Source organism: Neoluteolibacter marinus (assembly GCF_014904755.1).
Classification (GTDB): Bacteria; Verrucomicrobiota; Verrucomicrobiia; order Verrucomicrobiales; family Akkermansiaceae; genus Haloferula; species Haloferula marina.
On record NZ_JACZFQ010000114.1, the window covers coordinates 14,869 to 28,624 of the forward strand.

General features: G+C 66.7%; 9 protein-coding genes. 3 read left to right on the forward strand and 6 right to left on the reverse strand.

The genetic code is table 11. The features are described from left to right. Positions 1-48: 48 nt before the first annotated feature. From IG178_RS22200 to IG178_RS22210, 3 genes are all read right to left on the reverse strand, one after another. Positions 49-912, reverse strand: coding sequence for an AraC family transcriptional regulator (locus IG178_RS22200; protein ID WP_193214785.1), 864 nt, complete (start codon positions 910-912; stop codon positions 49-51). 72 nt (positions 913-984) lie between these two features. After that, a complete protein-coding gene (locus IG178_RS22205) occupies positions 985-1,755 on the reverse strand; it encodes a PEP-CTERM sorting domain-containing protein (protein ID WP_193214786.1) in 771 nt (256 codons plus the stop codon). A 120-nt stretch (positions 1,756-1,875) separates the two neighbouring features. Beyond that, positions 1,876-5,202 (reverse strand): sulfatase-like hydrolase/transferase, encoded by a 3,327-nt coding sequence (locus tag IG178_RS22210; RefSeq protein WP_193214787.1) that lies wholly within the window; start codon positions 5,200-5,202, stop codon positions 1,876-1,878. Between the two features lie 322 nt (positions 5,203-5,524). Here IG178_RS22210 and IG178_RS22215 point away from each other — a divergent pair, with 322 nt between their 5' ends. Next, a complete protein-coding gene (locus IG178_RS22215; protein ID WP_193214788.1) occupies positions 5,525-6,925 on the forward strand; it encodes a sulfatase family protein in 1,401 nt (466 codons plus the stop codon). A gap of 300 nt (positions 6,926-7,225) precedes the next feature. Beyond that, entirely contained in the window at positions 7,226-8,056 is an 831-nt protein-coding gene (locus tag IG178_RS22220) for an SMI1/KNR4 family protein (RefSeq protein ID WP_193214789.1), read from the forward strand. Between the two features lie 82 nt (positions 8,057-8,138). Here the strand turns inward: IG178_RS22220 and IG178_RS22225 are convergent, their stop codons facing one another. Genes IG178_RS22225 through IG178_RS22235 form a run of 3 tightly spaced genes read right to left on the reverse strand, consistent with a single transcriptional unit; the run spans position 8,139 to position 10,443 of the window. Beyond that, positions 8,139-8,537 (reverse strand): cupin domain-containing protein, encoded by a 399-nt coding sequence (locus IG178_RS22225; RefSeq protein ID WP_193214790.1) that lies wholly within the window; start codon positions 8,535-8,537, stop codon positions 8,139-8,141. Beyond that, positions 8,534-9,649 (reverse strand): glycerate kinase, encoded by a 1,116-nt coding sequence (locus tag IG178_RS22230; RefSeq protein ID WP_193214791.1) that lies wholly within the window; start codon positions 9,647-9,649, stop codon positions 8,534-8,536. Before IG178_RS22230 ends, IG178_RS22225 begins: the two co-directional genes overlap by 4 nt. An 11-nt stretch (positions 9,650-9,660) precedes the next feature. Next, positions 9,661-10,443 carry a ThuA domain-containing protein gene (locus IG178_RS22235; protein ID WP_193214792.1) on the reverse strand — a complete coding sequence of 261 codons (783 nt, stop codon included), beginning with the start codon at positions 10,441-10,443 and terminating at the stop codon, positions 9,661-9,663. A 163-nt stretch (positions 10,444-10,606) separates the two neighbouring features. On the opposite strand from IG178_RS22235, the gene IG178_RS22240 reads away from it, so the two are divergent. Continuing rightward, positions 10,607-13,732, forward strand: a complete 3,126-nt coding sequence (locus IG178_RS22240; protein ID WP_193214793.1) for a PVC-type heme-binding CxxCH protein — start codon at positions 10,607-10,609, stop codon at positions 13,730-13,732. Positions 13,733-13,756 lie beyond the last annotated feature (24 nt).

Below are 13,756 nucleotides of genomic sequence, written 5' to 3' on the forward strand. Positions count from 1 at the left end.
TCCGGGGCTGTATAGCCCGCGAGCCGGATCAATAGCCGGATGTGGATTTCAAATATGCACCCCCTCCCCCGGGCGGCGGATCTCCGAGGGCCGCCAGCCGATCCACTTCTTGAAGGTGTTCGAGAACGTGAACGGATTCGCGAAGCCGGCCTGGCGCGAGATCGACTCGACCTTCTCGTCGGTCGTCGAAAGCAAATGCCGCGCGTGCTGCATCCGCAGGAAGGTCACCTGCTGCATCGGCGTGCGGCCGAGCTCGCGCCGGCACAGCTTGCGCAGGTGTTCCTTGCTCAGGCAGGCGCGGGCGGCCAGTTCGTCGAGCGTCCACGGATGATCGAGCGCCTGGTGGACGGCCTCCCACAGCTTCCACAGCCGCGAGTCCGACTGGTGCGGCTGGGCGAAGCGCAGGACGTAGGCGTGAACCAGCTCGGTCCACAGGTGCATCGCCGACGGCAGGGCGGCGCCGGCGGCCTCCGCGTGCAACCCCTCGATCGCCCGCCGCAACGGCTCCGGATCGTAGGTTCCCAGCACCGGCGAGCGTTGCGAGACGATGGGCAGCGACTCCCGCGACTCGAAGTAGCGCACGCAGCACATCCGCCACGGTTCCTTGCCGGTCGCCCGCATCCCGTTGGTCACGAAGGGCGGCAGCAGGCACGCCTGGCCGGCCGCGACCTGTTGCCATTTGCCGTCCGCGAGAACCGTCCCGCGGCCGCCGAAGCAAGCGAGCATGAAGGTTCCCGACTGGTCGCGCCGCATCATCCGGAACGGCTCGCGGACCTCGAGGATCTCGACGTGGGCGATGTGATGCTGCTGCAAAAGAGGACACACCGGCTGGCCGGCGAGCCACTCGCGGTTATCGCTCGAATCGCTCCGCACCACGTGGGAGCGCCGGGCATGGGCATCGCCGTCGGACATGCGGCGGCGATGCTATCGGCCGCTACCGGTCGCCGCAACCGTCGAGGTGGGATTCCGGATAGGTCTCGAGGATCAGCGCCGGCGACGGACCAGTCCGAACAGTCCGATCGCGCCTAACAGCGCAACCGACGGCTCCGGGACCGCGAAGGTCTCGATCGTGATGCCGTCGATCCGGAAGCCGCCGACATCGCCGGAAAAGATCGCGGTCACCGCCCCGGCGTCACCGCCGACCCGGAACATGTTGAGCGACGAGACATCGAAGGTCCCGGCACTGAGACCCTGCGCCACCGGAACGAAGGTAAGGGACTGGCGGGTCAAGAGATTGACGACGGTGAAGGATTCGTCGACGGGATCAGTCGTGGCATTGATGGTTCGTCCCACGTTCTGGACGTTGATGCCGATGATCCGGACCCCGACCGACGGATCGATGTCGGTGAGTTCGTCGAGGAAGATGGTGATGCCCTCGTGATTGGTGGCGTCCGCGCCGATTCCGCCGGCGTTCGGGTTGCCCACCACCCCCATGAATCCGGCGTCATCACGATCGAAGGTGCCGTCAGCCAGTTCATCGCCGATTGTCGGGCCGGAAGTGCTCATGTTCTTCGCGGCATCGAAGGTCACGCCGATCGTGCCGCCGAAGGCACCCGCCTGGGAGACGCTTCCGCTCAGGCCGAACCACGGGCTGCCGGTGGTCACCGCGCCGGCGCCGTCGACGCTGACGTTGAGCGCGATCTCGCTCTGGCCGTCGCTGTTGTTGGTGGATTCGATGATCACGGCACCGCGGGCGGCGGGCGTGGCGGCAAGCCCGGCGAGGGCGAACAGGGAGACGATCGTGGAGGGTTTCATGGATCAAGCTGGGGTTTTTCCGCGGGATCGCGGGGAACGTTCGGGGCGGTTCCAAAGTGGCATTTTCATCACGGGCGAAACGTTTGCACTTTTTGCGTCACTCCGGGACGGGCAGCGCCATCACTGCCGCACCCTCACCTGGAAGAACCGGCGCGGGCGGTCGATCGGCAGCGGGTAGTCGAGGGTGGCCGCCGCAGGCGACTGGAGCGTCGCGACGCGGGACCAGTCGTCCAGGTTCTCCGAACCCCAGACCTCGTAGAAAAAGAAGGGACGGGCGGGGATATCCATCCTCAATCCGCCGTTGTCCCGGAACAGCGAAGACTCGGGCAGCGGCGGGGCCTCGCGCGAGAGGTCGCCATTGGCGATCCGCTCCGCCCACGCCGAAAGCCAGTCGATCAGGCCCGCGTAGGCCGGGTTGCCGATCAGGTCGTTGGCCTCGAGGCGGTCGGTTTCCAGGTTGTAGAGTTCGAGCGGGATCGCGTTGCCCGTGCCGGCGTTGGCATTGTTGAGCAAGGGATTGTCGAAGATGATCTTCCAGTAGCCCGTGAGCGGCGGATCCAGCGGGATGGTCCCGTGGTACTGCAGCGCCAGCCAGGTGTTGCCCGCCTGCTCGTTGGTCAGGATCGGCGGCCGGGGATCGGCGGGCTGGTTCTTGAAGACCTTGCCCCGCGGGAAGCCGTCGACCGCCGCGTCGCCTGCCGCGGCGGGATCGTCGAGCGGACTGCCCAACAACTCCGCGACGGTCGGGAAGATGTCCTGCATCGCGACCAGGTCGTCGCGGGTGATACCGCCGTTTCCTTCGGTGCCGTCGCCGATGCCGCCATTCTTCCAGTAGGCCATCATCGGCACCCGGTGGCCGCCCTCGTAGATCCGCGCCTTGAAGGCCCGCAGGTTGCCGACCGCGCGCTGCTCGTTGATCTCGGACCCGTTGTCGCTGCCGAACACCAGCAGGGTGTTGTCGATCAGTTTGGCGCCCGGGTTCCGCGGATCGTCCGTGGTTTCCAGGTAGTCCATCAGCCGTCCTAACAGAACGTCGTTCAGGTAGACGAAGTCGCGGCGGACGTCACCGGTCGGGCTGCCGTCCTTCCAATGGCTCTCCCCCACCACCGGCACGCCGTCGATGGCCGTGTCGGGCGTGTAGACCTGGTGGTTCGAGTGCGACGCGAAATAGAGGAAGAACGGCCGCTGGCTCTCCGAAGTGTTCCCCAGGTGCGACTGCATGAAGCCCCTCGCCTGATCCAACATCTCCTGGCCCATCCCGTCCCAGTCGTAGGAGCCGTCGAGCTGCTTGCCGCGCCCGGTGACACCTGCAACCCGCCGGCCCTCGAGCCATCCCGGCCCGATGTCCTGCGCCGGCCCGTTGCCGTCCTGGCCATCGGGACCGGAGGTGAGGTGCGACCGAGAGAACCCGTGGAAGAAGTCGAAGCCGTGGTCCAGCGGAGTGTCGCGCATCATCACGCCGAAGTCCGCCTGGTCCCAGCCGGCGGCGGGCAAGCCGTCGTCCTGCCGGTACTCCAGCCCGAGGTGCCACTTGCCGACCATTGCCGTGGCGTAGCCCTTGGCCTTCAGGAAAGCCGGCAAGGTCGGTCGCTCCTTCTCGATCATCGGCGGCTTCACCGCTCCCATCAGCACGCCGTTCAAGAGCCCCGCCCGCCAGGCGTAGCGACCGGTCATCAAGGCGTAGCGTGTCGGCGTGCAGCGGTTCTGCGCATGGGCGTCGGTGAAGCGCATGCCGAGGTCGGCGAGCCGCTCCATGGCCGGCGTCACGATCTGGTCGCCGTCCGCCAGCCCGGACCAGTCCTGATAGGCGCTGGTGTCGCCGATGCCCATGTCATCGGCGAGGAAGAAGACGATGTTCGGTGCACCCGCCGGCGCGGCGACCGGGGTTGCCCGGGTGATCACCCGCAGGTCGTCGATCACCTTCGGTGAGGAACCGAGCAGACGGAAGGTCGCGGTGAGCGTCATCCCGTCGGGACTGATCGAGATTTCATCCGCGACTTCCCCGTCCACGCTCCGCCGCAGCGCCGAGTCGGGCGACAGCGATTCGCTTTCGAACAACATCCCGTCCAGACCGAAGGCGGCATCGGTTTCCTCGAGCCGGTTCGCGAAGCCGGACGCCGGTGCCGTCTCGGTCCGGTAGGCCAGGCCGACGATCGGGGCGTCGAAGGTGATGGTGGTCGTCAGGATCACTTGGGGCGCGTCGTCCGGCAGGTCGGCATGCAGCAGGAAGCTGTTCAGCGGGACCCCGGTCGGCAGCGTTCCCGCGGTTCCGGCGTTGCCGGACAACGACACCGGGCCGCCGACCAGGTGATCGACCTCGACGGGTGCAGCCAGGGTGACCCCGCCTTTCTCGGGGATCAGCTGGATCGCGGCGTGGCGCTCGGAATCACCGGCCCGGACCGACGCCGGCGGCGGATCGAGGATGACCACCTCGCCGGAGACATAGCGGATGCCGTCTTCGCCCACCGGACCTGCGGGCGTCGCCGGACTGCCATCGACCCGGACGGTCAGTTCACTGGTGCTGCTGCCGTGCTCGTTGGTTGCGGTGAGGCTGTAAGTCGTGATGGTCGCCGGATTCACGATGGCGAAACCGCTGGTCCCGCCGCCCACCTCGCCCGGTGCGGGTGAGATGGTGATGCTGTCCGCACCGAGCACGTCCCACGACAGCCTCAGGTCGTCCCCGGCAGAGATGCTGGAGTCGTTCGCAACGAAGGCACCGATCAACGGCGGCAAGTCACCCTCCCCCGGCTGCACCGTGAAGTTCACCCCGTCGATCCGGAAGCCGCCGGTATCTCCCGAGAAGATCGCCGCCACGGGGCCGGGATCGCCACTGGTCCGCACGAGGTTGAGCGACGTCACGTCGAAGTCCCCCTCGCTGCCGGCGGTCGGCACCACGGTCATCGACTCGCGGGTCAGGAGATTGACGACGGTGAACGACTCCGTCCCGACCGGGTCGGTTCCGCTGCGGCCGACGTTGCGGACATTGATGCGGGTGAGCTGGACGCCGACCCCGGCCGTCACCCCGTTGATCTCGTCGAAGCGGATCGCGATGCCCTCCCTGTTGGTTACATCCGCACCGATGCCGCCGCCATTCGGATTGCCCTCGACCCCGATGTAGCCGTTCGCGTCGCGGTCCACATTGCCGTCGACCAGCTCGTCGCCGAGGGTCGCCGGGTCGGTGCTGACGTTCTTCATCGCGTCGAACTTCAGCCGCACGCTGCCGTTGAATGCTCCGGGCTCGGTCACCGATCCGCTGACGTCCCAAATGCCGGTCGCACTGAAGCCGTTCCCCGAGCCATCGAGCTCGGCGAGGATCCCTACCTCCGAGACCCCGCCGGTGTTGCCGTTCGAGCGAACGATGATCTCCGCGAAGGCGGGCGAGAGGGAAAGGCCGAGGCCGAGGCCGATGGCCGCGCTCAGGACGCGGGTGGGGGTATGGGAAAACATGTGGGTTCGGATGGGTTTTCGGGGACCGCGCGGCTGCCCGCGGCGGAAGAAGCCGTTGGGCACGGCTCCGGGAGGGTGAATGCCTCCTTCCCGCCAAACGTTCGCGAAAACCACGTCACCGCCCCGCCGAACCCGCCGGAACCGAGTGCAGCGTCCGCAAATCGGAAATTTTCATGCGAAAGCAGGAACGATCGGGTGCCCTCGGGATATCATAGCGTGCGGGCCGCGGCGCTCCACCCGGGGCGCTTGCACGACGGCGAGACGCAATCCGAGATCGACTCGTCCGCCCGTTCCGAGCCAACTGCCTATCCCTGCCAATTCCATGTTCCCGATCAAAACCCTGCTCGCCTCCGCCTTCCTCGCGGCGGCGACCGCCGCCAGCCCGCCCAATATCCTGGTCATCATTGCCGACGACTGCACCCACAGCGACCTGCCGGTCCATGGCGGTGAAAACGCACACACCCCGAACATCGACCGCCTCGCCAAGGAAGGCCTGGTGTTCGAGCGCGCCTACGTCGGCATGGCGATGTGCTCGCCGTCGCGCTCAGAGCTCTATTCCGGCCGCCTGCCCCTGCGCAACGGCTGCGCGTGGAACCACGGCAGCTCCCGCCCCGGCACCCGCAGCCTGCCCCACTTCCTCGGCGACCTCGGCTACCGCGTCGGTCTCACCGGCAAAACCCACATCGGTCCGCACGAAGCCTATCCCTTCGAGAAGGTCCCGGGATTCGACGACAATTGCGTGCGCAATCCCACCCGCCCGCACGACCTCGCCGGCGCGCGCGAATTCATCACCCGCGATACCGCCCGGCCGTTCTGCCTGGTCGTCGCCCTGACCGAGCCCCACGCCCCGTGGGTCATGGGCGACCGCTCGGCCTACCCGCCGAAAAAGCTGAAACTCCCGCCCTACCTCGCCGACACCCCGCGGACCCGGCAGGACTTCTCCGCCTACCTCGCGGAGATCACCTACATGGACTCCCAGGTCGGCGAGATCCTCGACCTGCTCGATGAGGTGAAGCGGGCGGACGACACGCTGGTCCTCTTCACCAGCGAACAAGGCGCCCAGTTCCCCGGCAACAAGTGGACCAACTGGGACAGCGGTCTCCACACCTCGATGATCGCCCGCTGGCCCGGCGCCATCGCCCCCGGCACCCGCACCAAGGCCCTCGTCCAGTATGCCGACGTCGTGCCGACCTTCATCGAGATCGCCGGCGGCAAGCCGGCCACGGACACCTTCGACGGCAGCAGCTTCGTCAAGGTGCTGCGCGGGGAAAGCGACCGCCACCGGGAGTTCGCCTACGGCATGCATAATAATTGGCCGGAAGGCCCGCCGTACCCGATCCGCTCGATCACCGACGGCGACTGGCGCTACATCCGCAACCTGACCCCCGACCGGCTCTACATCGAAAAGCACCTGCTCGGCCGCACCGAGCACAATGCCTACTGGCCGACCTGGTTGTTCCACTCCACCGACAACCCGGACACCTTGCGGCTGGTCGAGCGCTTCATGCGCCGCCCTGCCGAGCATCTCCATCACACCGCGGAGGACCGCTTCGAGATGACGAACCTGGCCGACAACCCGGACTACCAGGCCATCAAGGAACGGCTCTCCGCCGCCCTCGACCGCCAGCTCGCCGACCAGCTCGACCCCGGGGTGCCGATCGACACCCCCGAAGCCCACCGCGCCGCCGCCAGCGGCAAGCCGGCCTTCCCCGGCAAACCGTGAGCTTTTTCCGTAGGCGCGTTCGTGAGAACGCGTTTCCCCCGACCCGCGTCCCTCCCCGCGCCGGCCCCGCTTCCGGGGAACCGGCCTCCTTCCCTTGTCCGCCAACCTTTCTCCCGGAACCCCACGGAATCGCCCCGCCCCCTTTTCCTCCGCCACCGGAACTCCCGCCACCCGCCGGACCGCTTGACCCGTTTCGACTTCCGCCCTTGAGTCGATCACAACGACCCGGCGACAACTCGCGAAACGGCGAGATACTCTCCGCGAACACCAAAAATCTAAGCCCCCCCCCACACACCGCCTATGTCACAGGAATTCGATGGCTTCGATCTCGCCTCGTTCTGGGAGGACTCCCAATACGCCAAGGAGAACTACGTCGGAGAGGAGCCCACCCCGGAGGTAATCGAAGCCGTGGAGAAGCGACTCGGATACAAATTGCCTGCTGCATACATTCAACTAGCCAAGACGCAAAATGGCGGCTTCCCCAAGAACACGAATCACCGCACAAACGAGCCGACTTCGTGGTCCGACGACCACATCGCAATCACCGGGATCTACTCAATCGGAAGCAGCAAGCTCTACTCCTTGTGCGGAGAGACATTCAATTCTCGGTTCTGGGAGGAGGAGTGGGGTTATCCCGCTGTCGGCGTCTATTTTGCTGATTGTCCCTCCGCCGGACATGACATGCTCGCTCTTGACTACCGGAACTGTGGCCCGCAAGGAGAGCCCGAGGTAGTCCACGTCGATCAGGAAGATGATTATCGGATCACCAAGGTGGCAGCGACCTTCGAGGATTTCATCCGTGGACTCGAGTCTGACGACGCATTCAGGGAGGACGAATCCGAGATCGAACGCATTCTCTGGGAGAACGATCTGGAAGCTCTACGGAGGCTTATCGGTTCGGGCTTTGATCTCGAAATGACCGATGAGCATGACCGGACCATCATCGAGAACGCTGCCATCCAGAATCGCCCCGAGGTCATTCAACTGCTCGCCGAAGCTGGTGCATCTCTGCGAAGCGCTCTGGAAATCGCGGAGAACAACGCGCTCTACTTCCCGGAGCACGAAGCTTCCGTCGAGGCCCTGCGGATCCTAACAGGAAACAACTGCGACCAATCGGCCCCCGGGGAGTGATTCGCTCCCCCACCCCGGGGACTCCTGAACCCGTGTGCGGTGCAGCAGGAAGCGCAGATTCCAAACCCTATTCACCCGCCCGCTAGCCGCGCAGGGAGGCCCACGGTTCCTCCGTGCTCACATCGACCATGAACGGTCCGACCTGCGAGCCGGGCGAGAGGATGGCCAGGATGACGGCATCCTTGTCGCTGTCGTTGAAGGTCGCATGAACGACACCCGGCCCCATGTGGGCGGCCTCGCCGACCTTGAGGGTCTGCTTCTCCTCGCCGACCCACTGCTCCACCTCGCCCTCGAGAACGTAGATGACTTCCTCGAGCTCCGGATGGTGGTGGAAATTGTGACACTCGCCGGCGGGTAGCACCGCGCGGCAGACCTGCAGGTCCTTGGCATTGGTGATTTCCGGCCGGCACATCCAGTAGTTGGTGCGGCCCTTGAAATCCTCCTTGATGGCTTCGGCTTCGGTGATGAACGGGGTCTTCATGATTGGATAAAGTTCGACTGCTCGACCATCGCGGTCAGCAAGGGGCCGGCTTCCGCGATCAGTTGCTCGAGCGGCAGGCCGGTGTCGGCGAGGGCGTGGAGCGACGCGAATATCCCGCTTCCGCGCGCCGCGTCGTCGGTCATGCCGCAGAAGCCAGTGACCGGGATCCCGTGCCGGGCGGCCAGCCTGGCCAGGGCGACCGGGCCCTTGCCCGACAGGCTCTGGTGGTCGATCGATCCCTCGCCGGTGATCACGTGGTCGGCCTTCACGACCCGCTCTTCGAGCTTCAGGAGATCGGCCAACAGGTCGAATCCCGACACCAGCTCGGCCCCGGCGAAATGCAGCAGGCCGAAGCCCAGACCGCCGGCAGCCCCGGCCCCGGGAATCTCCGCGGCCTGCTCACCGCCGCTGATCGCGACCAGGTTGCGCAGCGCCATTTCCAGCGTCACCTTCGATTCCGCCGTCGCCCCCTTCTGACCGGAAAACACCGCGGTCGCCCCGCGCTCGCCGAGCAAGGGATTGTCGACGTCGCACGCGGCGGTGACCCTCGGCAAGGTCATGCGGTTGGAAAAATCGACCGCGGTCGCCCCGAGCAGGTTCCACGGATTCGGATCGACGGAAACCCCGCTCTCGTCGGGGAAAATCACCCCGAGGGCCGACGCCATCCCGCAGCCGCCGTCGTTGGTCGCACTGCCGCCGATGCCCATGATGATGCGGCTCACCTGGTGCTCGGCGATCGCGTGCGCCATCTGCATTCCCACGCCGAGCGTGGTTGCGACCAGCGGATCCCTCTCGCTGGCAGCCAGCCGCCACAAGCCGGCGGTCTCGGCCATTTCCATCACTGCGACCGGTCCCTCGGCGGTATCGGCCAGCACGTACTTGCTGTCGACCGGCCGCCCGAGGGCATCCACCGCCGGGCAATGGATCCAGCGTCCGGCCAGGGCGGAGGCCAGGCTTTCCATGAAGCCCTCGCCGCCGTCGGCGATCGGGCACAAGTCGAGTTCCGCGGTCGGATCGAGCCGCCGGATGCCCTCCGCGATGGCGGCGGCGGCTTCCGGGGCGGAGAGCGATCCCTTGAACTTGTCGGGGGCGATGAGGATGCGTCGGGACATGGCGGCTGTCCTCAAGGCTGGATGCCCAGTTCCGGTTCGCCAAGCGCCTTGATCTCCTCCGGCTTGCAGAACTCGTCGAGGTTGTCACGCTTCCCGGCCCAGGCGATGCCGCGGAGCAGGATCGCCCGGTAGCTCGGCCGCTCGAAGGTCGAGTAGAGGTGGCCGGGGATGGTGACGAAGGCGCGGTACTGGTCCTTCTCGTAGGTCCACATCTGCCCCTGCACCTTCGGCGTGCCATCGCCGGTGTCGCTGGTCGCCAGCACCCGCACCTCGGGGGAAACGTCGAGGTCGTAGTAGATCTCGTCGTCCATCTTGAAATCGGCCGCGCCGGCGGTGATCGGATGGCGCTTGGACGCTTCGTCGACGTAGTGCAGCGCCATCGGGCCCTCGCGCCATTTGGTCGTGCCGTGGATCCAGGCACCGCCGACCACGGATTTCCACCAGGCGGTGTCCTGGCCCACCACCGCGGTGTGGATCACCACGATCCCGCCGCCGCGCCGGGTGAACTTCGCCAGGTTCGCCTTCTGCTCCTCCGTCGCGTTCGCGCCTTCCTGCGCATACATGACCAGCACGTCGGTCTGTTCCAGCTGGGCGGCGGTGGGCCAGTCCTTGGCGCCGTCGCTCTGGATCCCCCGCTCCGCCAGGATCACCTTCCAGTCGTTGAGGAAGCGCTCGTGCTCGTGGGCATTCGGACCGTGGGTCTTTTCCCCGCCGCGGATGAACACCCGCAACGGGGCGGCATCCAGGATCATCGGGCACAGGATCAACAACGCGCTGGCAAGGAGTCGTTTCATGGGTTCGGGTCGGGAGGCGCAGTCCTAGTCGAAGCCGCGTCCGGCTGCAAGCCGACGAATAAAATGCGTTTCACATATGAGAAACCCGTGAAAACTTTGCGGCCCCCATTCAGTATTGGCCCCGCCCGATCCACGCTCCACGATTTCCTCAACCGTCCGCCTCATGCTCCGTCGTCTCCTGATCCTACCGCTCCTGCTTGCGACCGCCATCGCCCAGGACCTCAAGCCCCGCCGCCTGGAAGTCCTGTTCCTCGGCGATGACCGCGGCCACAACCCGGTCGAGCGCTACCGTGTCCTCAAGCAGGCCCTCGGCACCCGCGGCTACAACCTGACGTTCATCGAGGACCTCTCCCAGGTCACCCGCGAGCGCCTCGACCGCTACGACTCGCTGATCGTCTACGCCAACCACGAACAGGACAAGGTGCCGGCCGACATCCTTACCTGGGTCCGCGACGGCGGCGGCCTGGTCGCCCTCCACAGTGCCTGCGGCTGCTTCCACCCCTCGCCTGAGTGGTTCGCGCTGGTCGGCGGCAAGTTCAAGAGCCACGAAGGCCATGAGTTCAGCCCTCAAAGCATCGACAAGGAGCACCCGATCACCCGCGGTCTGCCGGAGCTGAAGGCGTGGGACGAGACCTACGTCCACCAGGATCTCACCGGCGACCGCCACCTCCTCCAGGTCCGCCCGCCGATCCACGGCGATGAAAAGGATCCCGAGCCGTGGACCTGGACCCGCACCGAGGGCAAGGGCCGCGTCTTCTACACCGCCAGCGGCCACGACCTGCGGGTCTGGAACGAGACCGCCTACCAAGTGCTCGTCGCCCGCGCCATCACTTGGAGCGTCGGCGAGGCGAAAGCCAAGGCCTTCGCCGCCCTGCGCCTGCCGGAACTGGTCGTCAAGGAACCCCGCGTCCGTGACCGCGCCCACCCGGACATCCCGATGATGGAGCTGCAGCTGCCGCTTTCCCCCGCCGACAGCGCCCTGCACACCCAGGTCCCCGCCGGCACCCGCCTCGAGCTCTTCGCCAGCGAGCCGATGGTCGTCAACCCGATCGCCATCGACTGGGACGAGCGCGGCCGCTGCTGGGTCGTCGAAAGCTTCGGCTACCCCAATGACGTCCCCGCCGAACCCGGCAAGGGCGACGACAACATCAAGATCCTCGAGGACACCAACGGCGACGGCAAGGCCGACAAGGTCACCGTCTTCGCCAAGGGCCTGCGCCACTGCACCGGCACCGTCTTCGTCCGCGGCGGCGTGGTCGCCACCGACGGCCCCGAGTTCGTCTTCCTCCGCGATGACAATGGCGACGGCCGGGCCGACACCCGCAAGGTCCTCGCCAGCGGACTGAACATCTGGGACACCCACGCCTCGACCTCCCAGCTCCAGTACGGCCCCGACAACTGGCTCTACGCGACCGTCGGCTACAGCGGCGTCGAAATGAAGCTGGCCGATGGCGAGCACAAGTTCAGCCAGGCCGTCTTTCGCTTCCGCCCGGACCTCTCCGAGCTGGAGTTCCTCCAGTCCACCACCAATAACACCTGGGGACTCGGCTTTTCTGAAGACCTCTCCATCTTCGGCTCCACCGCCAACAACAACCCCTCGTGGATGGTTTCCATCCCCGGAAAAGCCTACAAGGACAGCGGCCTCGAACAACCGAAGACCCCACGCCTCGATGACCAGCCGTTCATGTACATGAACACCCGCGACCTCACCCAGGTCGACCAGATCGAGAAATACACCGCCGCCGCCGGCCACTTCTTCCACACCGACTCGTCCTTCAAGGGCATCCTCCCCGACAACGCCGCCTTCATCTGCGAGCCGACCGGCCACATCGTCAACACCGGCAAGGTCGCCGACCGCGGTTCGCTCAAGTCCATCGACATGCGCGGCGACAATCTCTTCGCCAGCGCCGACGCCTGGGCCGCCCCGGTCGCCGCCCGCACCGGTCCCGATGGTGCCGTGTGGATCGCCGATTGGTACAACCCGATCATCCAGCACAACGTCGTGTTCCGTTTCTGGAACCCGGCCCGCGGCTATGACAAGCCGCACAGCCCCTACCAGACCGGCCAGAAGGGTCCCGGCAAGGGCAATGCCTACACCACCCCGCTGCGCGACCGGAAGCACGGCCGCATCTGGCGGGTCGTCCCCGCCGATGCCCCGCTTCGCAAGGCCCCGGCCCTCAGCGAGAAGGATCCGGTCGCCCTGGTCCGCGCCCTCAACTCACCGTCGCAGCACGTCCGCCTGCACGCCCAGCGCCTGCTGGTCGAGCGCGGCAAGGACGACGTCGTGCCCGGCCTTGCCGAACTGGTCAACATGGCCGCCACCCCGGAAGGCCGTGAGCTCCCGCTCGGCGCCTACCACGCGCTGCGCACCCTCGGCGGCCTGGCCACCGCGGCCGACAGCCCGGCCAAGCAAGCGATCGTCGCCGCCCTCTCCGCCGGCAACACCGGCATCCGCCTCCAGGCAATGCAGTCGCTCAATCCCGGCGACCCCGCGCTGGTGGCCCAGCTACCCTCCCTGCTCGCCGCCGCCGCAACCCCGCGCGAACGACTGCTGGTCTTCACCACCTTCGCCCTCGCCCCACCGAACGAAGGCCTCGCCACCGCCCTCTGGGACAAGGTGAAACTGCACCCCGACCAGGACGAGGCCGAGCGCCAGGCCAGCCAGCTCGCCATGCGCCGCCAAGGCTCCACCCTCCTCGGCGTCGCACTCGCCGGAGAAACCCTCAGCGACGGCTGGGCCACCGGAGAACTGGAAGAAGTCGCACGCCGCGTCGCCGCCAGCCCGAACCGACCGGCTCTCGCCGCCATTCTGGAGAAGGCCGCCCCGACCACCCGCGAGCGATTCTCGAAGATCCTCGGTGAAGCCCCTGCCAACGCCCCGGCCGCCAAGGAACTCCCCGCCCACCTCGTCGCCGGCCGCGACCACTACCTCAAGACCTGCGTCGAGTGCCACCAGGCCGATGGCAAGGGCGTGCCCGCCACCTTCCCGCCCTTGCTCGATTCCGAGTGGGTCAAGCATGACACCGACACCCTCCTCCGCATCATGCTCGGCGGCCTGATGGGCCCGATCAAGGTCAAGGGCGAGGATTTCAACAGCGCCATGCCCGGCCACAGCCATGCACCGGACGAGGAACTCGCCGCCGTCGCCAGCTACGTCCGCCACGCCTTCGGCGGCATCGAGGAAGAGCCGATCACCGCCGATCAGGTGAAGGCCCTTCGTCCGGAGGTCGACAAGCGCAAGTTCATGCCGTGGACCGTCGACGAGCTGCCACGCCCCGAGAAGAAGTAAGGCCGCCCGCTTCCATCCCGACCG

What these genes read in the sequence shown, in the direction of transcription:
- IG178_RS22200 (WP_193214785.1), bottom strand. Translation starts at nt 912, where the DNA reads ATGTCCGACGGCGATGCCCATGCCCGGCGCTCCCACGTGGTGCGGAGC.
- IG178_RS22205 (WP_193214786.1), bottom strand. Translation starts at nt 1,755, where the DNA reads ATGAAACCCTCCACGATCGTCTCCCTGTTCGCCCTCGCCGGGCTTGCC.
- IG178_RS22210 (WP_193214787.1), bottom strand. Translation starts at nt 5,202, where the DNA reads ATGTTTTCCCATACCCCCACCCGCGTCCTGAGCGCGGCCATCGGCCTC.
- IG178_RS22215 (WP_193214788.1), top strand. Translation starts at nt 5,525, where the DNA reads ATGTTCCCGATCAAAACCCTGCTCGCCTCCGCCTTCCTCGCGGCGGCG.
- IG178_RS22220 (WP_193214789.1), top strand. Translation starts at nt 7,226, where the DNA reads ATGTCACAGGAATTCGATGGCTTCGATCTCGCCTCGTTCTGGGAGGAC.
- IG178_RS22225 (WP_193214790.1), bottom strand. Translation starts at nt 8,537, where the DNA reads ATGAAGACCCCGTTCATCACCGAAGCCGAAGCCATCAAGGAGGATTTC.
- IG178_RS22230 (WP_193214791.1), bottom strand. Translation starts at nt 9,649, where the DNA reads ATGTCCCGACGCATCCTCATCGCCCCCGACAAGTTCAAGGGATCGCTC.
- IG178_RS22235 (WP_193214792.1), bottom strand. Translation starts at nt 10,443, where the DNA reads ATGAAACGACTCCTTGCCAGCGCGTTGTTGATCCTGTGCCCGATGATC.
- IG178_RS22240 (WP_193214793.1), top strand. Translation starts at nt 10,607, where the DNA reads ATGCTCCGTCGTCTCCTGATCCTACCGCTCCTGCTTGCGACCGCCATC.